The 20667-nt window shown below is 70.3% G+C and carries 17 protein-coding genes and 2 pseudogenes; 15 read left to right on the top strand and 4 right to left on the bottom strand.

The features are described 5' to 3' along the window. Window positions 1-18: 18 nt before the first annotated feature. The 6 genes from cobO (at window position 19) to K3G64_RS23755 (ending at window position 8446) form a co-directional block, all read left to right on the top strand. On the top strand, window positions 19-657 hold the full coding sequence (gene cobO / locus K3G64_RS23780) for a cob(I)yrinic acid a,c-diamide adenosyltransferase (RefSeq protein WP_238887868.1): 639 nt from the start codon (window positions 19-21) through the stop codon (window positions 655-657). A gap of 160 nt (window positions 658-817) precedes the next feature. Beyond that, on the top strand, window positions 818-2284 hold the full coding sequence (locus K3G64_RS23775) for a cobyrinate a,c-diamide synthase (protein WP_238887866.1): 1467 nt from the start codon (window positions 818-820) through the stop codon (window positions 2282-2284). Beyond that, the gene (cobA, locus tag K3G64_RS23770) at window positions 2281-3486 is read left to right on the top strand and encodes a uroporphyrinogen-III C-methyltransferase (protein ID WP_238887864.1); all 1206 of its coding nucleotides are present in this window, start codon (window positions 2281-2283) and stop codon (window positions 3484-3486) included. Before K3G64_RS23775 ends, cobA begins: the two co-directional genes overlap by 4 nt. A gap of 65 nt (window positions 3487-3551) precedes the next feature. Then, window positions 3552-5099, top strand: a complete 1548-nt coding sequence (locus K3G64_RS23765) for an MFS transporter (RefSeq protein WP_370647253.1) — start codon at window positions 3552-3554, stop codon at window positions 5097-5099. A 42-nt stretch (window positions 5100-5141) separates the two neighbouring features. Then, window positions 5142-6668 carry an MFS transporter gene (locus K3G64_RS23760; RefSeq protein WP_238887861.1) on the top strand — a complete coding sequence of 509 codons (1527 nt, stop codon included), beginning with the start codon at window positions 5142-5144 and terminating at the stop codon, window positions 6666-6668. 23 nt (window positions 6669-6691) lie between these two features. Next, window positions 6692-8446: a proline--tRNA ligase gene (locus K3G64_RS23755; protein WP_238887859.1), complete on the top strand. Its 1755-nt coding sequence runs from the start codon at window positions 6692-6694 to the stop codon at window positions 8444-8446. Between the two features lie 76 nt (window positions 8447-8522). Here K3G64_RS23755 and K3G64_RS23750 read toward each other — a convergent pair whose 3' ends face one another. Both K3G64_RS23750 and K3G64_RS23745 read right to left on the bottom strand, forming a co-directional pair. Further along, window positions 8523-8990, bottom strand: coding sequence for a ferritin-like domain-containing protein (locus K3G64_RS23750; RefSeq protein WP_238887857.1), 468 nt, complete (start codon window positions 8988-8990; stop codon window positions 8523-8525). Then, on the bottom strand, window positions 8987-9496 hold the full coding sequence (locus K3G64_RS23745; protein WP_238887855.1) for a hypothetical protein: 510 nt from the start codon (window positions 9494-9496) through the stop codon (window positions 8987-8989). The genes K3G64_RS23750 and K3G64_RS23745 overlap by 4 nt, the downstream gene beginning before the upstream one ends. 133 nt (window positions 9497-9629) lie before the next feature. Between K3G64_RS23745 and rimP the strand changes: the two genes are divergently transcribed. From rimP to K3G64_RS23710, 7 genes and pseudogenes are all read left to right on the top strand, one after another. Next, window positions 9630-10163: a ribosome maturation factor RimP gene (gene rimP, locus K3G64_RS23740; RefSeq protein ID WP_238887853.1), complete on the top strand. Its 534-nt coding sequence runs from the start codon at window positions 9630-9632 to the stop codon at window positions 10161-10163. A gap of 3 nt (window positions 10164-10166) precedes the next feature. Then, the gene (gene nusA, locus K3G64_RS23735; protein ID WP_238887851.1) at window positions 10167-11210 is read left to right on the top strand and encodes a transcription termination factor NusA; all 1044 of its coding nucleotides are present in this window, start codon (window positions 10167-10169) and stop codon (window positions 11208-11210) included. A 57-nt stretch (window positions 11211-11267) separates the two neighbouring features. Next, window positions 11268-11660 carry a YlxR family protein gene (locus K3G64_RS23730; RefSeq protein ID WP_238887850.1) on the top strand — a complete coding sequence of 131 codons (393 nt, stop codon included), beginning with the start codon at window positions 11268-11270 and terminating at the stop codon, window positions 11658-11660. A 78-nt stretch (window positions 11661-11738) separates the two neighbouring features. Continuing rightward, a pseudogene (gene infB / locus K3G64_RS23725) lies at window positions 11739-14434 on the top strand (translation initiation factor IF-2). A gap of 60 nt (window positions 14435-14494) precedes the next feature. Further along, window positions 14495-15001 carry a 30S ribosome-binding factor RbfA gene (rbfA, locus tag K3G64_RS23720; RefSeq protein WP_238887848.1) on the top strand — a complete coding sequence of 169 codons (507 nt, stop codon included), beginning with the start codon at window positions 14495-14497 and terminating at the stop codon, window positions 14999-15001. Then, window positions 14976-15974 carry a DHH family phosphoesterase gene (locus K3G64_RS23715; RefSeq protein ID WP_238887846.1) on the top strand — a complete coding sequence of 333 codons (999 nt, stop codon included), beginning with the start codon at window positions 14976-14978 and terminating at the stop codon, window positions 15972-15974. The genes rbfA and K3G64_RS23715 overlap by 26 nt, the downstream gene beginning before the upstream one ends. A gap of 16 nt (window positions 15975-15990) precedes the next feature. Beyond that, window positions 15991-17304: an MATE family efflux transporter gene (locus K3G64_RS23710; protein WP_238950967.1), complete on the top strand. Its 1314-nt coding sequence runs from the start codon at window positions 15991-15993 to the stop codon at window positions 17302-17304. Between the two features lie 103 nt (window positions 17305-17407). Here the strand turns inward: K3G64_RS23710 and K3G64_RS23705 are convergent, their stop codons facing one another. After that, a complete protein-coding gene (locus K3G64_RS23705) occupies window positions 17408-18160 on the bottom strand; it encodes an enoyl-CoA hydratase (RefSeq protein WP_238887845.1) in 753 nt (250 codons plus the stop codon). A gap of 22 nt (window positions 18161-18182) precedes the next feature. Between K3G64_RS23705 and K3G64_RS23700 the strand changes: the two genes are divergently transcribed. Together K3G64_RS23700 and K3G64_RS23695 are read left to right on the top strand one after the other, a co-directional pair. Further along, window positions 18183-18458: a DUF2277 domain-containing protein gene (locus K3G64_RS23700; protein WP_238887843.1), complete on the top strand. Its 276-nt coding sequence runs from the start codon at window positions 18183-18185 to the stop codon at window positions 18456-18458. Further along, window positions 18455-19014, top strand: a pseudogene (locus K3G64_RS23695) (DUF1802 family protein). Before K3G64_RS23700 ends, K3G64_RS23695 begins: the two are co-directional and overlap by 4 nt. On the opposite strand, the gene K3G64_RS23690 reads toward K3G64_RS23695, so the two are convergent. Next, window positions 19003-20664, bottom strand: coding sequence for a CocE/NonD family hydrolase (locus K3G64_RS23690; protein WP_238887835.1), 1662 nt, complete (start codon window positions 20662-20664; stop codon window positions 19003-19005). The pseudogene K3G64_RS23695 and the gene K3G64_RS23690 sit on opposite strands and share 12 nt — an antisense overlap. Between the last annotated feature and the right edge of the window lie 3 nt (window positions 20665-20667).

The following is a 20667-nucleotide window of genomic DNA, read 5'->3' as shown; positions in this document are numbered from 1 at the left end:
AGAGAAGGGGAGATTCGTATGCCGCAGGGCCAGCCGCGCACCGTCCCCGCCGACGGTCTGACCACCCGTGCCCGTCGCAACGCGCCGCTGCTCGCCGTGCACACCGGTGCGGGCAAGGGCAAGTCGACGGCGGCGTTCGGCATGGCGCTGCGGGCCTGGAACCAAGGCTTCGACATCGCGGTGTTCCAGTTCGTCAAGAGCGCGAAGTGGAAGGTGGGTGAGGAGGCGGCCTTCCGCGAGCTGGGCAGGCTGCACGACGAGCACGGCGTCGGCGGCCCCGTCGAATGGCACAAGATGGGCTCGGGCTGGTCGTGGACCAGGGATAAAGCAACGGACAGGTCGCGCAGAGGCGGGAGCGAACTGGATCACGCCGCCGCGGCGGCCCACGGCTGGGCGGAGATCGCGCAGCGGCTGGCCGACGAACGCCACGACTTCTATGTGCTCGACGAGTTCACCTATCCACTGAAGTGGGGCTGGGTCGACGTCGACGACGTCGTCGAGGTGATGCGCTCGCGGCCGGGCACCCAGCACGTCGTCATCACCGGTCGCGACGCCCCGCCTGCGCTGCTCGACGCCGCCGATCTGGTGACCGAGATGACTAAGGTCAAGCATCCGATGGACGTCGGCCGCAAAGGCCAGAAGGGCATCGAGTGGTAGGGGCCCCCTTCGGCGAGCGTGCGTGTCTGCCGCCGACACGCCGAGCATTCGTCTGCACCGGCGCACGCTCGCAGCGGTGCGAGCGTGCGCACAGTGTCGGGGTATCGCGGCGTTTCCTGTGCAGACACGCACTCTCGCGGGTAGTGGGAGTGGGAGTGGGATGAGCGCGCCGGCCGTCGTGATCGCCGCGCCGGCTTCGGGCAGCGGCAAGACCACCGTCGCAACCGGCCTGATGGGCGCGCTGCGACATGCGGGACGGGCCGTCGCGCCGTTCAAGGTCGGCCCCGACTTCATCGATCCCGGCTACCACGCCCTGGCCACGCGGCGACCCGGCCGCAACCTCGACCCCGTGCTGGCCGGTGAACACCTCATCGCACCGCTGTACCGGCATGGCAGCGCCAGCGCCGACATCGCCGTGATCGAGGGCGTGATGGGCCTGTTCGACGGCCGTATCGCCGAACAGAGCTCGGGCACCGCATTCGGGTCCACCGCCCACGTCGCCACGCTGCTGGGCGCGCCCGTCATCCTGGTCGTCGACGCGCGCGGCCAGAGCCACAGCATCGCCGCGCTGCTGCACGGCTTCTCGACGTTCGACCCGGAGGTGCGCATCGCCGGGGTGATCCTCAACCGCGTCGGCTCGCAGCGCCACGAGCAGGTGCTGCGTCAAGCCTGTGAGCAGGCCGGCGTCGCGGTCTACGGGGCGATCCCGCGCACCGACGAATTAGTGGTCCCGTCCCGGCATCTGGGCCTCATCACCGCCGTCGAACACGGTGCCCGGGCTCGGGCGGCCGTGGAGGCCATGACCGCCCTGGTCGGCCGCCACGTCGACCTGGTCGGCATCGCAGGGCTGGCCCGCAGCAGCGTGGCCGCCGAGCCGTGGGATCCGGCGGTGTCCGCCCCGGTGGCCGACCGACCCGCGGTGGCGCTGGCATCGGGCAAGGCGTTCAGCTTCGGCTACGCCGAACACCGTGAGGTGCTCTCCGCCGCGGGCGCCGACGTGGTCGAGTTCGATCCGTTGACCGACCCGCTGCCGCCCGCCACCTCGGCGCTCGTCGTTCCCGGCGGTTTCCCCGAGGAGTTCGTCGCCGAGCTGTCGGCCAACGAGCCGGTGCGGCGCCAGATCAAGGCGCTCGCCGCGACCGGTGCGCCGGTGCACGCCGAGTGCGCGGGCCTGACCTACCTACTCGACGAGCTCGACGGACACCCCATGTGCGGTGTGCTGGGGGGCTCGGCGCGTTTCACCGATCGCCTCACGCTGGGCTACCGCGAGGCGATCGTCGTGGCCGACTCGCCGATGCACTCGATCGGCGACCGCACCATGGGCCACGAATTCCACCGCACCACAGTCACATTCACCGGCGACTACCCGCCCGCCTGGGTGTTCCGCGGTCGAGACGCCGCCGGCCGGTACGACGGTGCGGTGTCCGGCGGCGTGCACGCCGGGTACCTGCACATCCACCCGGCCGCGCACGCGCGCGCCATTTCGCGCTTCGTCGCCGCGGCGGCGACCTCTAAGCTCGCGCCGATGAGCCGCTTGCGCGAAGAGGATCGGGCGCCGATGAGCCGCTTGCGCGAAGAGGATCGGGCGCCGATGAGCCGCTTGCGCGAAGAGGATCGGGCGCAGTGACCGAGAACGCCTACCTGGTCGGCCTTCGGCTGGCAGGTAAGAAGGTCGTCGTCGTCGGGGGTGGCACCGTCGCGCAACGCCGACTGCCGCTGCTGGTGGCCAACGGCGCGGACGTTCATGTCATCACCCGCCGAGCCACTCCCGCCGTCGAGGGTATGAGCGGAATCACACTGCAGCTCAGGGAGTTCCGCGACGGCGACCTGGAAGGCGCCTGGTATGCGATCGCGGCCACCGACGACCCGGCCGTCAACGCCGCCATCGTCGCAGAGGCCGAACGCCGCCACATCTTCTGCGTCCGCGCCGACATCGCCCGCGAGGGCACGGCGGTGACGCCCGCCTCCTTCGACTACGAAGGCCTGTCGGTCGGCGTGCTGGCCGGGGGCGATCACCGGCGATCGGCGGCGATCCGTTCGGCCATTCACGAAGCGCTGCAGCAGGGGCTCATCGGGCAGGAGGCTTCGACGATCCCGGGCGTGGTTCCCGGCGGTGTCGCGCTGGTCGGCGGCGGACCCGGCGACCCCGAGTTGATCACCGTGCGGGGCCGCCGGCTGCTGGCCAACGCCGACGTCGTGGTCGCCGACCGGCTGGCGCCACCGGAACTGCTCGCCGAACTGCCCCCGCACGTCGAGGTCATCGACGCGGCCAAGATCCCGTATGGCCGGGCGATGGCCCAAGACGCGATAAACGACGTACTCGTCGACCGCGCCAGGGCGGGCAAGTTCGTGGTTCGGCTCAAGGGCGGCGACCCGTTCGTGTTCGCGCGCGGCTACGAGGAGGTGATCGCGTGCGCCGAGGCGGGGATACCGGTCACCGTGGTGCCCGGTGTGACCAGTGCCATAGGGGTGCCCGCGTTGGCCGGCGTCCCTGTCACCCACCGGCACGTCACACACGAGTTCGTGGTGGTCAGCGGCCATGTTGCGCCGGACCACCCCGAATCGTTAGTCAATTGGAATGCCCTGGCCGCGCTTTCCGGCACCATCGTGTTGCTGATGGCCGTCGAACGCATCGAGCTTTTCGCGCGCGCCCTGCTGGACGGGGGACGACCTGCAGATACGCCGGTGCTGGTGGTGCAGCACGGAACGACCGCCGCGCAGCGGACTTTGCGGGCAACGCTCGCCGACGCCGCAGAACGCATCCGGGAAGACGGAATCCGGCCCCCGGCGATCATCGTGATCGGGTCCGTGGCCGCGTTCGGCGGTTAAAGGATTCTTAAGATTACTGTAAGGTAACCCGCATGACGGCTCTCAATGACGCAGAGCGTGCTGCCATGCGCCGTGACGCCGAGGGTGGGGCAAACCAATCGTCTCCGGTGCACATGCGACAGTCCGCGGCTGAGCGAACCGGCAGGTACCCGGCCTGGCTGCCGTCGCGGCGGTTCATCGCCGCGGTCATCGCGATCGGCGGCATGCAGCTGCTCGCGACCATGGACAGCACGGTCGCCATCGTCGCGCTTCCTAAGATCCAGGACGAACTCGGCCTGTCCGACGCGGGCCGCAGTTGGGTCATCACCGCCTATGTGCTGACGTTCGGCGGGCTGATGCTGCTCGGCGGCCGCCTGGGCGACACGATCGGGCGCAAGCGCACCTTCATCGTCGGCGTCGCGCTGTTCACCATCGCCTCGGTTCTGTGCGGGCTGGCCTGGAACGAGGCCACGCTGGTGATCGCGCGGCTGCTGCAGGGTGTCGGCGCGGCGATCGCCTCGCCGACCGCGCTCGCGCTGATCGCCACGACGTTCCCGAAGGGCCCGGCCCGCAACGCGGCCACCGCAATCTTCGCGGCCATGACCGGCGTCGGCTCGGTGATGGGCCTGATCGTCGGCGGCGCACTGACCGAGGTGTCGTGGCGGCTGGCGTTCCTCATCAACATCCCGATCGGGTTGCTGATGATCTACCTGGCCCGCAAGACGCTGCGCGAGACGCATCGCGAGCCGCTCAAGCTGGACGCCACCGGGGCGATTCTGGCCACGCTGGGTTGCACGGCGGCGGTGCTGGCCTTCTCGATGGGCCCCGAGCAGGGTTGGATCTCGCCGGCCACACTGGGTTCTGGCCTGGCCGCCTCGGCGTTCCTGCTGGCCTTCCTCTACGTCGAGCGGACCGCCGAGAACCCGGTGATGCCGTTCGACCTGTTCAAGGACCACAACCGGGTCGCGACGTTCGCGGCGGTGTTCCTGGCCGGCGGCGTGATGTTCACCCTGACCGTGCTGATCGGCCTCTACGTCCAGGACGTCATGGGCTACAGCCCGCTTCGGGCCGGCGTCGGGTTCATCCCGTTCGTGATCGCGCTCGGCATCGGACTCGGCCTGTCATCGCAGCTGGTGCAGCGGTTCCCGCCGCGGGTGCTGGTGATCGCCGGCGGCGTGCTGGTCCTGGGCGCGATGATCTACGGCTCGACGCTGGACGCCAACATCCCGTACTTCCCGAACCTGGTGCTGCCGATCACGGTGGGCGGCATGGGTATCGGCATGATCGTCGTGCCGCTGATGCTGTCGGCGATCGCCGGGGTGGGCTTCGACCAGATCGGTCCGGTCTCGGCCATCGCGCTGATGCTGCAGAACCTCGGCGGACCGGTGGTCCTGGCGATCATCCAGGCCGTGATCACCTCGCGCACCCTGTATCTGGGCGGCACCAACGGTCCGGTCAAGGACATGGACGCCGCCCAGCTGCACGCGCTCGACCAGGGCTACACCTACGGCCTGCTTTGGGTCGCAGCGGTGGCCGTGATCGTCGGCTGCGTGTCGCTGTTCATCGGCTACACCGCATCGCAGGTGGCGCACGCGCAGGAAGTCAAGGACGCGATCGACTCCGGAGAGCTGTAGCTCGAGCCTGCACCGGAACCGCACTCGGTAGGCTGGCTGTCCATGTCTGCGGTCGGTGGTTCCTCGGATTCGACGGACCGCTTCACCGCGCCGGCCGGGTCGGCGTTCCCGCCGCTCGCGAAGTCCGTGCTCGGCCCGGCGATCTTCGCGATCACCGGCATGCAGCTGATGTCCACGCTCGACGGCACCATCGTGATCGTCGCGCTGCCGCGCATGCAGGCCGACCTCGGCCTCACCGACGCGAGCAAGAGCTGGGTCATCACCGCGTACGTGCTGGCGTTCGGCGGGCTGCTGCTGTTGGGCGGGCGTGTCGGCGACGCGATCGGACACAAGCGGGCGTTCCTTTCGGGCGTCGGCGTTTTCACCATCGCCTCCCTGGTGTGCGGGCTCGCCACTGACCCGACGACGTTGATCGCCGCCCGTGCCGTGCAGGGTGTGGGAGCCGCGGTGTCGGCGCCGACGGGGCTCGCGCTGATCGCGACGACATACGCGGTGGGCCAGGCGCGCAACCGCGCCCTGGCCATCTCGGCGGCCATGCAGGGCATCGGCTCGGTACTCGGCCTGGTGCTCGGCGGTGCGCTGACCGTGATCTCCTGGCGGCTGGCGTTTCTCATCAACATTCCGATCGGCATCGTGATCGTCGCCATCGCGGCCACCCAGCTGGCAGAGACCCACCACGAGCGCCTCAAACTCGATGTCACCGGCGCGCTGCTGGCCACCCTGGGCTGTTCGTCGGCGGTGTTCGTGTTCACCCAGGGACCGCCGCGGGGCTGGATCGATCCGTGGGTGATCGGCGGAGGTGTCGCGTCGGCGCTGTTCTTCATCGCGTTCCTGATCGTCGAGCGCACCGCCGTGCACCCGATCGTGCCGTTCTCGGTGTTCGACAACCGCAACCGCGTCATGACGTTCATCGCGCTTTTCCTGGCCGGCGGCGTGCTGTTGACGCTGACCGTGATGATCGGGCTGCTGGTGCAGGACGTCCTGGGCTACTCGGCGCTGCAGGCCGGTGTCGGCTTCATCCCCTTCGCGCTCGCGTTCGGCGTGGGCACCGCGGTCGCCGCGCGGCTGGCGCCGGTCATCGCCCCCCGCTGGCTGCTCATCGGTGCCGGGCTGTTCGTGCTCGGCGCGATGCTCTACGGCTCGACGCTGGACCGCCACATCCCGTACTTCCCCGACCTGTTCGCCCCGATCGTCGTCGGCGGGTTCGGCATCGGTGCGATCGCGGTGATCCTGCCGCTGTGCGCGGTCGCCGAAGTCGGCCCGCGCGAGATCGGCCCCGTCGCGTCGATCACGCTGATGGTGCAGAACCTGGGCGGGCCCGTGGTGCTCGTGGTGATCCAGGCGGTGCAGACGTCGCGCACGCTGTATCTGGGCGGCACCACCGGGCCGGTGAAGAACATGACGCCCGCCCAGCTCGACGCCCTGGGAGCCGGCTACACGTATTCGCTGCTGTGGGTGGCGGGCGTCGCGGTGATCGTGGGCGTGGTCGCGTTCTGGATCGGCTTCTCGGCCCGGCAGATCGCCAGGGCGCAGCACACCCGCGAGGCGGTGGAGGCAGGCGAGCTTTAGCCCGATCAGTAAGGTGATCGGCTGTGATCACCCGCATGTCGGAGCTGTTCCTGCGCACCCTGCGTGACGACCCGGCCGACGCGGAGGTGGCCAGCCACAAGCTGCTGATCCGCGCCGGTTACATCCGACCCATCGGCCCGGGCCTGTACAGCTGGTTGCCCCTGGGGCTTCGGGTGCTGCGCAAGATCGAGAACGTCGTGCGCGCCGAGATGGCGGCGATCGGCGGTCAGGAGATCCTCTTCCCGGCGCTGCTGCCGAGGGCCCCCTACGAGACCACCAACCGCTGGACCGAGTACGGCGACGGCGTCTTCCGGCTGCAGGACCGCCGCGGTAACGACTACATGCTGGGCCCGACGCACGAAGAGTTCTTCACCATGGCGGTCAAGGGCGAATACAGCAGCTACAAGGACTTCCCGCTGCTGCTGTTCCAGATCCAGACCAAGTACCGCGACGAGGCGCGGCCGCGGGCGGGCATCCTGCGCGGCCGCGAATTCGTCATGAAGGACTCGTATTCGTTCGACGTGTCCGACGACGGCCTCGCTGCCGCGTACCAGCGTCACCGCGAGGCCTACCAGCGGATCTTCGACACGCTCGGCGTCCGCTACGTCATCGTCTCGGCGGTGTCGGGCGCGATGGGCGGCAGCGCGTCAGAGGAATTCCTGGCCGAAAGCGACATCGGCGAGGACACCTTCGTGCGGTGCCTGGAGTCCGGTTACGCCGCCAACGTCGAAGCCGTCACGACCGCCGTGCCCGCCGCCCTGCCGATCGAGGGCCGCCCGGAGGCCACGGTCTACGACACCCCCGGGACTCCCACGATCGCCACGCTGGTCGACTGGGCCAACCGCACCCTCGACCGCGAGGTGACCGCCGCGGACACGCTGAAGAACGTGATGCTCAAGACCCGCCTGCCCGGCGGGGAGTGGGAACTGTTGGCCGTCGGTGTCCCCGGCGACCGCGACGTCGACGACAAACGCCTGGGGGCGGCGCTCGAACCGGCCGAGTACGCACTGCTCGATGACGCCGACTTCGCCGGATACCCATTCCTGGCCAAGGGCTACATCGGCCCGAAAGCCCTCCAGGCCAACGGTGTTCGCTATCTCGTCGATCCACGCGTGGTGGACGGCACGTCCTGGATCACCGGCGCCGACGAACCGGGCAGGCACGTCGTCGGGCTGGTCGCCGGACGCGACTTCGTGCCCGACGGCATTATCGAGGCCGCCGACGTGCGCGACGGTGACTTGTCGCCCGACGGGGCGGGGCCGCTGGTGTCGGCGCGGGGTATCGAGATCGGCCACATCTTCCAGCTGGGGCGCAAGTACACCGACGCGTTCGACGCCGACGTGCTCGGCGAGAACGGCAAGCCGGTGCGGCTGACGATGGGCTCCTACGGCATCGGGGTGTCGCGGCTGGTCGCGGTGATCGCCGAACAGCATCACGACGAGATCGGGCTGCGCTGGCCGTCGTCGGTGGCGCCGTTCGACGTCCACCTGGTCATCGCCAACAAGGACGACGCCGCGCGCGCCGGCGCCGAGCAGTTGGCAAACGGACTCGACGCGCTGGGTCTCGATGTGCTGCTCGACGACCGCGCCGCCTCGCCGGGCGTCAAGTTCAAGGACGCCGAACTGCTCGGTGTGCCGTGGATCGTCGTGGTCGGCCGCGGCTGGGCCGACGGTGTGGTCGAACTGCGCAACCGGTTCAGCGGAGAGACACGCGAGATCGCGGTCGGCGACACGATCGGAACTGCGGCTGCCGAGATTTCGACCGCCCTGCGTACCTGATGCGACCGCGAACGTGACGCCGCAGTCACCCCCTCCGGCGATGGGGACGGCAGCGTCCCGTTCGCGCCAGGCGCGTTTACTCGTTGCCCCCGGGGAACGCGACGGTGACGGGGGAGACACCGAGCAGCCGGCGCCAGCGGGCGGCCATCACGGCGCTCTGGCACAGCGCGGTCACACCGAACGCCCGGTCCTGCTCGGTGCTCGCCTGCTCCACGACCGCCCGCCACGCCTCGGCGGTGTCCTCCTCCATCCGCACCGCGAGCGTTTCCGCGTCGGCCGGGGAGTTGATCGTCAGCGGAAGCTGATACCCCGCGGCGGGCAGGGGCACGGCGATCGACCGCTCCTCCAACATCGTCAGTGCGGCCTCGCGACGTTCCCGGTGCTCGGAGATTGCTTCGGCGACCAGGTAGTTGTCCTCGGGGGCCGAGCGGGCCGACACGACGCCGTAGCCGTAGATGACGGCGTGCTCGGTGGCGATCGCGTCGAACAGCGCGCCGTCGGCGGCGTTGTCCGGACGGGTCGGGGTCGGTTCGGCCGACGTCATCGCGCCCTACCGGGGACCACGAGGCCGACCGAGTAGGCCGCTGTGCACGCCGCCGCGATCGAGGCGACCAGCCCCGCGTGGTAGCCGGACAGGGTGGCCGCCAGCTCCGCGGCGCTCTCCGCCGACGCCCGCAGGGCGTTGACGGCGTCCTTGGCGGTGGGCGGCCTGGCCGGTGCGGCCGTGGTGCTGGTTGGTGTTCCGGTCGGCGCCTCCGCACCGCGCATCCGCACGAGCTCGTCGGAGAGCGCCTGCGCGTGTGCCGATCGCTCCGCGGCCACCGCGGTCAGGGCCGCGACGATCGGACCGCGCTCGCGTGCGGCGGCGTCGGTGGCCAGCCGGCTGTCGGTGCGGGCCCGCTCGAGCTGCGCGGCGAGTTCGTCGACCTCCGGCGGCGGGGGCGGGGATGCACAGCCGGCCGCGGTCACGCTGACCAGCGCCAGCGCCGCCGCCGAAGCCAGTACCCGTCTCCTGCTGAGGGTCGGCGGTCGGCTCGGCACGAGCAACATCTTGCCACTGCGGCAGCGCAGCCCCGGTGCGCGTTCGGCGATTGCGGCGGCACCGCTGGCGTATCGTGGGGAATTGATTCCATGTGGTGCCGCGAGGAATCGGGTCCGGACAATTCAAGACGAGGAGCTCGCCGTGACGGAGCATTCTGCGGGATTGCCGTCGCAGGATCAGGTGATCGAGCTACTCGGCGGCCACTTCGCGCGTGCCGGTTACGACATCGAGGACGTCCTCATCGACGCCGCCGCGCAGCCACCGCGGATCACCGTGGTCGCCGACGCCGACGGCGGTCTGGACCTCGACGCGATCGCCGAGTTGTCGCGGTCGGCCTCCGCGCTGCTGGACGAGGTGGACGCCGGCGCCGCGCCCTACGTCCTCGAGGTCACCTCGCCGGGCGTCGACCGGCCGCTGACCACCGAGAAGCACTATCGCCGGGCCCGTGGCCGCAAGGTGGAACTGACGCTGTCCGACGGGTCGCAGGTGTCAGGCCGACTGGGCCAGACCCACGACGGTGTCGTCCGACTGGTGGTGCGCGAGGGCCGCCAGCCCAGCTTCAGCGTCCGCGAGCTGCCCCTGGACGCGATCACCAAAGCCGTTGTCCAAGTCGAGTTCTCACCTCCCAATCCGCGAGAGCTGGAGTTGGTCGGCCGATCTGGGAAGGAGGCCTGAGGCGTGAACATCGACATGGCAGCGCTGCACGCCATCGAGGTGGACCGCGGCATTCCGGTGGGCGAGCTGGTCGAGACCATCAAGTCGGCCCTGCTGACGGCCTACCGGCACACCGCGGGACACGCGGCCGACGCGCGCATCGAGATCGACCGCAAGACCGGCGAGGTCAAGGTGATCGCGACCGAACTCGACGAGGACGGCAACCCGATCAGCGAATGGGACGACACCCCCGAGGGGTTCGGTCGCGTCGCCGCCACGACCGCGCGCCAGGTCATGCTGCAGAGGTTCCGCGACGCCGAGAACGAGAAGACCTTCGGGGAGTTCTCCGCGCGCGAAGGCGACATCGTCGGCGGCGTTATCCAGCGTGACGCGCGGGCCAACGCGCGGGGACTGGTCGTTGTGCGGATGGGCAGCGAGTCGAAGGGCTCCGAAGGTGTCATCCCCGCCGCCGAGCAGGTCCCCGGCGAGCGCTACGAGCACGGCGACCGGTTGCGCTGCTACGTCGTCGGCGTCACGCGGGGTGCCCGCGAGCCGCTGATCACGCTGTCGCGCACGCATCCGAACCTGGTGCGCAAGCTGTTCTCGCTGGAGGTTCCCGAGATCAACGACGGGTCGGTCGAGATCGTCGCGGTCGCCCGTGAAGCGGGCCACCGCTCGAAGATCGCGGTCACTTCGAGGGTGTCCGGCCTCAACGCCAAGGGCGCCTGTATCGGGCCGATGGGCCAGCGGGTGCGCAACGTGATGAGCGAGTTGTCGGGCGAGAAGATCGACATCATCGACTACGACCCCGACCCCGCGAAGTTCGTGGCCAACGCGCTGTCGCCGGCCAAGGTGGTCTCGGTGACCGTCATCGACGAGGCGGCCCGCGCGGCCCGCGTCGTGGTGCCCGATTTCCAGCTCTCGCTGGCCATCGGGAAGGAAGGCCAGAATGCGCGGTTGGCCGCCCGGTTGACCGGCTGGCGCATCGACATCCGCAGCGACGCCGTGCCCACCGGGAGGGCCGAGTCCGGCGCCGACGCCGCGCACGGGGCGGTCCGCGACCGGTAGCGCCGGCGACCTGCACGGCCGGTTCGGATCGGCGCGGCGGGGGCGGTAGACTCAGCTGTGATCCAGCGCGAGACTTCGGCCTCGGCGCATCGACGCAGCCCCGACGAGCCTGTCGGACCGGTGCGGACATGCGTCGGCTGTCGAAAGCGAGAGCTGGCCGTCGAACTGCTTCGTGTGGTCGCTGTCGACGCTGTTGACGGCCCTGGGAACGGTCCCAGCGTCGTGACCGTTGACTCAGCGAGAAGGCTGCCGGGGCGGGGTGCGTGGCTGCATCCCGATCCGCAGTGCCTTGACGCGGCAATCCGACGGCGGGCGTTCGTTCGAGCGTTGCGGATCACCGGTTCACCGGACGTAACCGCGGTGGTCGAGCACGTCAGCGCTGTGAGCAGCGCCGAAGCGCCCATCCACCCGGCAAGAGAACAGGTAGCGAAGAACATGAGCACACCGTGAAGTCCCGATGACCATGCGTCATAGCTAACCCGAGGCGCGGCGCCTACCACCGCTGACGCCTCTAGAGATGGAGAAGTAGTGGCAGGTAAGGCCCGTGTACACGAGTTGGCCAAGGAACTCGGTGTCACCAGTAAGGAAGTGCTCGCCCGACTGAGCGAACAGGGCGAATTCGTCAAATCGGCGTCCTCCACCGTGGAGGCTCCGGTCGCGCGCCGACTGCGCGAATCCTTCGGCGGCGGGAAGGCCGCCCCCGAGAAGGCCAAGGCCGCAGGCAACGGCTCGGCGGCCGGCGCGGCCACCGAGAGCGCCGCAGCGGCCCCCAAGCCCGGGGCGAAGGCGCCGGCGCCCAAGCCGGCAGCGCCCGTCGTCGAGACCCCGGCCCCGCCCGTCGCACCGGCCGCGCCTCCGCCGGCGGCCTCCGCGCCCCGGCCCCTCCCGCCGCGCCGCCCACTCGCCCCGGTCCTACGCCCGGCCCGCGTCCGGGTGCGCCCAAGCCGGCCCCACGCGTCCCGCGCGTCGGCAACAACCCGTTCTCCTCGCAGCAACCGGTCGACCGGCCGATGCCGCGTCCGCAGGCTCCCCGCCCGGGCGCGCCGCGACCCGGCGCGCCGCGACCGGGCATGTCACCGAACAACATGCCGCCGCGTCCCGGCGGTCCACGGCCGCCGCGTCCCGGCGGCGGCGCGCGCCCCGGTCCCGGTGGCGGTCCGCGTCCCGGCGCAGGCCAGGGCGGTCGTCCCGGTGGCGGCGGCGGTGGTAACTACCGTGGCGGCGGCGGCGGTGGCGGCGGCGCGCCCGCGGGCGGTGGCTTCCGTGGCCGTCCCGGCGGCGGCGGCCGTCCCGGTCAGCGCGGTGGCGCGGCCGGTGCATTCGGCCGTCCCGGCGGCGCGCCGAAGCGGGGTCGCAAGTCGAAGCGGGCGAAACGCGCCGAGTACGAGAACATGCAGGCTCCGGTCGTCGGCGGTGTGCGGTTGCCGCACGGCAACGGCGAGACCATCCGGCTGGCCCGCGGCGCATCGCTGTCGGACTTCGCCGACAAGATCAACGCGAACCCCGCGTCGTTGGTGCAGGCACTGTTCAACCTGGGCGAGATGGTCACGGCGACGCAGTCGGTGGGCGACGACACCCTGGAGTTGCTCGGCAACGAGATGAACTACAAGGTGCAGGTCGTCTCACCCGAGGACGAGGACCGCGAACTGCTCGAGTCGTTCGACCTGTCCTACGGCGAAGACGCCGGGGACGAAGGCGACCTGGAGTTCCGTCCGCCGGTGGTGACGGTGATGGGCCACGTCGACCACGGCAAGACCCGCCTGTTGGACACGATCCGCCAGGCCAACGTCCGCGAGGGCGAGGCGGGCGGCATCACCCAGCACATCGGCGCCTACCAGGTCTCGGTCGAGCACGACGGTGCCGAGCGCCCGATCACCTTCATCGACACCCCGGGCCACGAGGCGTTCACCGCCATGCGTGCCCGCGGCGCCAAGGCCACCGACATCGCGATCCTGGTCGTCGCCGCCGATGACGGTGTGATGCCGCAGACGGTGGAGGCGGTCAACCATGCGCAGGCCGCCGAGGTGCCGATCGTCGTGGCGGTCAACAAGATCGACGTCGAGGGCGCCGACCCGGCCAAGATCCGCGGCCAGCTGACCGAGTACGGGCTGATCCCGGAGGAGTACGGCGGCGACTCCATGTTCGTCGACATCTCCGCCAAGAACAACGTCAACATCGAGCAGTTGCTCGAGTCGGTGCTGCTCACCGCCGACGCCGCCCTGGACCTGCGGGCCAATCCCGACATGGAGGCCCAGGGTGTGGCGATCGAGGCGCACCTCGACCGCGGACGCGGTCCGGTGGCCACCGTGCTGGTGCAGCGCGGGACGCTACGGATCGGCGACTCGATCGTCGCCGGTGACGCGTACGGCCGCGTGCGCCGGATGGTCGACGAGCACGGCGAGGACGTCGACGAGGCGCTGCCGTCGCGGCCGGTGCAGGTCATCGGCTTCACGTCGGTGCCGGGTGCCGGCGACAACCTGCTGGTGGTCGACGAGGACCGGATCGCCCGGCAGATCGCCGACCGGCGCAACGCGCGCAAGCGCAACGCGATGGCCGCGCGCAGCCGCAAGCGCATCAGCCTCGAGGACCTGGATTCGGTGCTCAAAGAAACCAGTCAGCTGAACTTGATCCTCAAGGGCGACAACGCCGGTACGGTCGAGGCGCTCGAGGAGGCCCTGCTGGGCATCCAGGTCGACGACGAGGTGGAGCTGCGCGTCATCGACCGCGGCGTCGGTGGAGTCACCGAGACCAACGTCAACCTGGCGTCGGCGTCGGACGCGATCATCATCGGCTTCAACGTCCGCGCCGAGGGCAAGGCGACCGAGCTGGCCAACCGCGAGGGTGTGGAGATCCGCTACTACTCGGTGATCTACCAGGCCATCGACGAGATCGAGAGCGCACTCAAGGGCATGCTCAAGCCGGTCTACGAGGAGAAGGAACTCGGCCGCGCCGAGATCCGCGCGATCTTCCGGTCGTCGAAGGTCGGCAACATCGCCGGCTGCCTGGTCCAGTCCGGGATCATGCGGCGCAACGCGAAGGCCAGGCTGCTGCGCGACAACGTGGTGGTCGCCGAGAACGTCACCGTGTCGTCGCTGCGCCGGGAGAAGGACGACGTCACCGAGGTCCGCGAGGGCTACGAGTGCGGTCTTACGCTGACCTACTCCGACATCAAGGAAGGCGACGTCATCGAGACCTACGAGCTGGTCGAGAAAGAGCGGACCTAATGGCCGGCGACCGCTCGTCGGTGGGGGCACCTCCCGCGCGCTGCGCAGGGGCGGAGCATCATGGCTGATCCGGCCCGGGCACGCCGGCTGGCCAAACGCATCTCCACCCTCGTCGCCTCGGCGATCGAGTACGAGATCAAGGATCCGCGACTGGCAGGCGTGACGATCACCGACGCCAAGGTCACCAACGATCTGCACGACGCCACGCTGTACTACACGGTGATCGGCAGTTCGCTTGCCGAGGAGCCGGACTACGCCGGCGCGGCCGCCGCGCTGCAATCGGCCAACGGCGTGCTGCGGTCGAAGGTCGGCGCCGCCCTTGGCGTGCGTTTCACCCCGACGTTGTCGTTCGAGCGCGACACCGTGCCGGATTCCGCGCACCGGATGGAGGAGCTACTCGCTCGCGCGCGCGCCGCCGACGAGGACCTGGCGAGAGTTCGGCAGGGTGCCAAACCCGCCGGCGAGGCCGACCCGTACCGTGTCCCTGGGGGAGAAGAAGGCCAAGAGGTTCCTGTGGGGCCGGACGACTCCGAGGACAGCCGTGACCGCGATCGACAAGACGACTGACGTTCCCGAATCGGGCTTCCGCGTCGACGCGCGCGGAGCAGCGGACCTGCTTGCAGCGGCCGAGGTCGTCAGCGTGGTGTGTCACGTGCATCCCGACGCCGACACGATCGGTGCCGGTCTGGCGCTGGCGCTGATCCTCGATCAGTCCGGCACGACGGTGCAGGTCAGCTTCGCCGCGCCGGCAACACTGCCGGAGTCATTGCAGTCGCTGCCGGGTGGTCACCTGCTCGTCGCCCCCGACGAGGTGCGACGCGACGCCGACCTGGTCGTGACCGTCGACATCCCGAGCATCAACCGGCTGGGCGCGCTGCGCGAACTCGCCGAGCCGGGCCGCGAGGTCCTGGTGATCGACCACCACGCCTCCAATCAGCTGTTCGGCAGCGCCAACTACGTCGACGCGTCGGCCGATTCCACCACGATGCTGGTGGCCGACCTGCTCGACGCGTGGGAGAAGCCGATCGACATCGGGGTGGCGCACTGCCTGTACGCCGGTCTGACCACCGACACCGGTTCGTTCCGGTGGGCTACCCCCCGCGCGCACCGGCTGGCCGCCCGCCTCGTCGAACTCGGCGTCGACAATGCCGAGATCAGCCGCGCACTGCTCGACACGCACCCGTTCGCCTGGCTGCCGATGCTCTCGCGGGTGCTGGGGTCGGCGCAGCTGCTGCCCGACGCGGTCGGCGGTCGCGGTCTGGTGTACGCCGTTGTGGCGCACCAGGAGTGGGCCAACGCCCGGCCGGAGGAAGTGGAGAGCATCGTCGACATCGTCCGCACGACCCAGCAGGCCGAGGTCGCCGCGGTGCTCAAGGAGGTCGAGCCGTCGCACTGGTCGGTGTCGATGCGCGCCAAGAATTACGACATCTCCGCCGTGGCCAGCGGCTTCGGCGGCGGCGGGCACCGACTGGCCGCCGGGTACTCGGCCACCGGGTCGGCCGACGACGTGGTGCAGGCGCTGTTGACCACCCTTGGTTGAGCGGCCGACACCGGAAATCCCGGTCACCGGGCGCCGGATCGCCGCCCTGGCACTGCCTGCGCTGGGCGTGCTCGCGGCCGAACCGATTTACCTGCTGTTCGACCTGGCGGTCGTGGGCCGCCTCGGTGCTCTGGCATTGGCGGGGTTGGCGATCGGTGCGTTGATCCTGTCCACGCTGAGCTCGCAGATGACGTTTCTGTCCTATGGCACCACCGCGCGGTCGGCCCGCTTCTTCGGCGCAGGCGACCGAACCGCAGCCGTGGGCGAGGGGGTGCAGGCGACCTGGCTGGCGCTCGGTCTGGGCGCCGTGATCGTCGTTGCGGTGCAAGCCTTCGCGGTGCCGTTGGTGTCGGTCCTCGCGGGTTCCTCCGACGGCGGTGACATCGCCGACGAGGCGTTGCCGTGGGTACGCATCGCCATCGTCGGCGTTCCGGCGATCCTGGTCTCGGCGGCGGGCAACGGCTGGATGCGCGGCGTGCAGGACACGGTGCGGCCGTTGCGTTACGTGGTTTCCGGCTTCGCGGTGTCGGCGGTGCTTTGTCCGCTGCTGGTGTACGGCTGGTTGGGAATGCCACGGCTGGAGCTGGCCGGCTCCGCGGTCGCCAACGTCGTGGGGCAGTGGTTGGCGGCGCTGTTGTTCTGCCGGGCGTTGTTGGTCGAGCGGGTGCCCCTGCGCGTCGTCCCGGCGGTGCTGCGCGCGCAGGTGGTGATGGGCCGCGACCTGGTGTTGCGCACGCTGGCTTTCCAGGCTTGCTTCGTCTCCGCCGGAGCCGTCGCGGCCCGCTTCGGCGCAGCCGCCGTCGCGGCGCACCAGGTGGTGCTGCAGCTGTGGAACTTCCTTGCTCTGGTGCTCGATTCGCTGGCCATCGCCGCGCAGTCACTGGTCGGGGCGGCGCTCGGTGCCGGGCTTGTGGCCCACGCCAAGACGGTGGCGTGGCGGGTCACGGTGTTCTCGACGCTGGCGGCGGCGGTGCTGGCGGTGGTGTTCGCGCTCGGCGCGTCGGTGTTCCCGGCCATCTTCACCGACGATCGGGCGGTACTCGACGCAATGGGTGTGCCGTGGTGGTTCATGGTGGCCCAACTGCCGATCGCGGGAATCGTTTTCGCGCTCGACGGCGTGCTGCTCGGCGCGGGGGACGCGCCGTTCATGCGCAACGCGACGCTGGTCAGCGCCGTGGTCGGCTTCCTGCCGCTGATCTGGTTGTCGCTGTTGTTCGACTGGGGGTTGCTCGGCGTCTGGGCCGGGCTTTCGACCTTCATGGTGCTGCGACTGGCGTTCGTCGGCTGGCGCGCCTTCTCCGGACGCTGGCTAATCCCCGGCACCACCTGATGCGTGCCGCAAGCTCCCGTAGTTTCGGCGAGCGTGCGTGTCTGCACATGACACGCCGCGAAAACTCAGCACTTTGCGCGCGCTCGCGGTCGGACGCGGTGACTCAGCGCACCTGGGAGCGTCCCCGCTCGAGCACGGCCTCGCGGTTGGCGGCGATGTCGTCCCCGCTGGCGCTGCGCATCCACTCGCGGGCCGAGGCGGCCTCGATCCAGAGTCCCTCGTTGGTCTGCGCTTCGTCGATGCGGTGATACGACGCGAGCAGCGCCTGCACCGCGCGCTGATTGTTGCCGACGATCGAGGACGCGACTCGCCGGGCGGTCGCCAGCAGCTGGTCGCGCGGCACCACCTCGGTGACCAGGCCGGTGCGCAACGCGTCTTCGGCCGACAGGTAGTCGCCGGTCAGGCTCATACGGCGGGCCATGCCGACTCCGACCTTCTGCGGCAGCCGCACCGAGAGTCCCCAGGTCGGCAGCAGGCCGACGCGGGCGTGGGTGTCGGCGAAGCGCGCCCGCTCGGAGGCGATCAGGATGTCGCAGTACAGTGCGATCTCCAGGCCACCGGTGACCGCCGCGCCGTTGATCGCCCCGATCACCGGCTTGGTCATCGGCGGCCACTTCGGTGAGATGTCCGGCAGCTCGGTCGTGTCGCCGAGCTCTTTGAGATCCAGACCCGCGCAGAACACCGGGTCGGCTCCGGTGACGATCACGACGTCGACTTCGGTGTCGGCCTGCGCGTCACCCAGTGCCGCGTAGAAGTGCCTGCGCAGCTCCGCCGAGAGCGCGTTGCGCGACTGCGGCCGGTTCAGCGTCAGCGTCCGTACCCGGTCCTGGGTGTCGATCAGCAAGGTGTCGGTCACCGGTTGAACCTATCGTGGACGCATGTGCCGAAACATCACCGAGCTACGCGGGCTGGAGCCGGCGGCCACCGACGAGGAAATCGAGGCCGCGGCCCGCCAGTACATCCGCAAGGTCAGCGGCATCACCCGTCCGACGGCGGCCAACGCCGACGCTTTCGAGGACGCTGTCGCCGAAGTCACTGCGGCCACCCGGCGGCTGTTGGCCACGCTGCCGCCCCGGCGTCAGCCGCCCAAGACCGTGCCGCCGCTGCGCAGGCCGGAGGTGCGGGCCCGCATAGCGGCGAAGGCGGCGACATAACCGCGACGCCGACCCGTCCCGCGCTCAAGGAGTGGAGCGCGGCGGTGCACGCGCTGCTCGACGGCAGGCAGACCGTGTTGCTGCGTAAGGGCGGCATCGGTGAGAAGCGGTTCGCCGTCAGCGCGTCGCGTTTTCTGCTGTTTCCCACCGTCGCGCACAGCCATGCCGAGCGGGTCCGCCCCGAACACCGCGACCTGCTCGATGCTGCGGCGCGTGACAGCACCGAGGACGCCGTGGTGATCCGCGCCGGCGCCGACGTCGTCGCGGCGATCGAAGTCACCCGGCCCGACCGGCTCGAAGGCATTGCCCGCCAACACATCTGGACCGACGAGTCGGTGAAGACCGACCGGCTGGGCTTCCGGCCCGGCATCGGCTCACCGCGCTGGTCGTGCGCACCAGCCCGCTGCTACAGCCGGTGCGCATCGCACGCACTCCCGACTACGCGGGCTGTACCAGCTGGGTGCAACTGCCTGTCGACCCACGATGGGGCCCGCCCGTCACCGATGACGCCAAGCTGCGTGACGTCGCCGAGGAGGTGCGGCGCTCAGTCGGTTGAGGGCGGGCGCGGGCCCGCGGGCAGCACCAGCCGCGAGACACCGTCGCCGAGATGCACGCTGTGGGTCGCCGACGCCACATTGCGGCCCGTGCCGAGCGGTTCGCCGGTGCCCAGGTTGCGGGCGAACCGCGGATGCGAGCCGCCGGCCACCAGCACGCGGATCCGTGAGCCGGCCCGGAACCGGTGCGCGACGGCGTCCAGCTCGACCCGCACCAGACCGGAGTCCGGCGCCCCGCCGAGGTAACCATCGCTGACGTTGCGGGACCGGCCGCGGGCGTCGACCTCACTGATGCGCACCCACAGGTCGTTGTGCGGGTTGTCGCAGGAGTGTGACAGCTCCAGCACCGGCGACCCGACCACGTAGAGGTCGTTCGGCAGTCGATCGGCGGTGAAGCTCAGCACGTCGGCCCGTTGGGCCAGCGTGGTGTCCTTGCGGTAGCCGCCCTCCGGCGAGAGCAGCCGGCCGCCCACCGTCGGCGTCGGGTTGGCCGGGTTGTAGGTGAAGGTTGCAGCCGGGGCCGTCTCCGGCGGCACCGCCTGCCCGAGCCGGCCGCCCGGCTGCAGATAGCGCACCTGCTCGGGCATCTCCGGCGGCCAGTGCGGCAGCTCCGTCCAGCCGTGTCCGTTGACGAAGACGCGCACCGGACGGCGCCGGCGCCCGACGTCCCCGTTCAGATGGGTGCCCAACCAGTCCAGTGACTCCCGGATCGCGGTGGGCGCGGCCTTGGTCATCAGGTGGGTGTGCGTCCACGAGCCGATGGTCAGTCCGACGGGCACCCCGCGCGCGGCCAGCCGGTGGTACTGGGTGAGCGTCTGCTCGAGAAACAGATCCTGCCAACCACCGATGAGCAATACCGGAATCTCGGTGCGGTCCAACGCTTCGGAGATGTTCAGCGACGTCCAGAACGGATCGTCGGCCTCCGGGTGCTCGAGCCAGGACTCCCACCACGGCGCACCCGTGCCGAGCAGCTTCCGGCCCGCCTCGCCCGCGGGCAGCCCGGTGGTCGCGCGGCCCAGGGCGCGGCGGGCCCGCACCTGTGCGACCAGTGCGCGAATCCGGCTGGGCTCCTCCTGGCGGGCCACCAGATCGCTCCAGCCGAGGAAGTCGTTGAGGCCGAAGGTGCCCGTGCCCCATCGCGGGCCGCTGACGTCGTGCGGGCCGACGGTGATCACGGCCGCCTTCATCTCCGGCGGCGGGTCCATCAGCAAGGCCCACTGCGTGAAGCCCAGATACGACAGCCCGATCGTCGCGAACGACCCGGCGAACCAGTTCTGCTCGCGCAGCCATGCCACGGTGTCGGCGCCGTCGGCGATCTCGTTGACCATCGGCTGGAACTCCCCACCCGAGCCGAATGTGCCACGCACGCTCTGGAACACGACGTGGTAACCGCGCGAGGCGTACACACTCGCGTACAGCGCCGCGAACGGGAAGCGCCGACCGTACGGGCAGCGGACCAGCAGCGTGCCCGCGGGCGTGTCCGTCAGGGGGGCATAGTGGTCCGCCTTGAGCTCGACCCCGTCGCGCATGGGCACGCACACCTTGTGCACCTCGAAGTCGTTCCTGTGCGGTGGCAGCCGCAGCAGGCGCGACAGGGCGCGTCCGGCGAACTTCGTGGATCGTGGACGGGCTTGAGTGTCGACGGAGGTCACCCC

It is taken from the genome of Mycobacterium sp. IDR2000157661 (genome assembly GCF_022317005.1).
Lineage (GTDB): Bacteria > Actinomycetota > Actinomycetes > Mycobacteriales > Mycobacteriaceae > Mycobacterium.
Note: the sequence above shows the minus strand (reverse complement) of the source record. Positions and strands in the feature narration are given on the sequence as shown.

Excerpts from the sequence above, each read along its gene's own strand:
- K3G64_RS23750 (WP_238887857.1), bottom strand. The coding sequence starts at position 8,990 with ATGACGTCGGCCGAACCGACCCCGACCCGTCCGGACAACGCCGCCGAC.
- K3G64_RS23775 (WP_238887866.1), top strand. The coding sequence starts at position 818 with ATGAGCGCGCCGGCCGTCGTGATCGCCGCGCCGGCTTCGGGCAGCGGC.
- K3G64_RS23745 (WP_238887855.1), bottom strand. The coding sequence starts at position 9,496 with ATGTTGCTCGTGCCGAGCCGACCGCCGACCCTCAGCAGGAGACGGGTA.
- rbfA (WP_238887848.1), top strand. The coding sequence starts at position 14,495 with ATGGCTGATCCGGCCCGGGCACGCCGGCTGGCCAAACGCATCTCCACC.
- K3G64_RS23760 (WP_238887861.1), top strand. The coding sequence starts at position 5,142 with ATGTCTGCGGTCGGTGGTTCCTCGGATTCGACGGACCGCTTCACCGCG.
- K3G64_RS23700 (WP_238887843.1), top strand. The coding sequence starts at position 18,183 with ATGTGCCGAAACATCACCGAGCTACGCGGGCTGGAGCCGGCGGCCACC.
- K3G64_RS23765 (WP_370647253.1), top strand. The coding sequence starts at position 3,552 with ATGCGCCGTGACGCCGAGGGTGGGGCAAACCAATCGTCTCCGGTGCAC.
- cobO (WP_238887868.1), top strand. The coding sequence starts at position 19 with ATGCCGCAGGGCCAGCCGCGCACCGTCCCCGCCGACGGTCTGACCACC.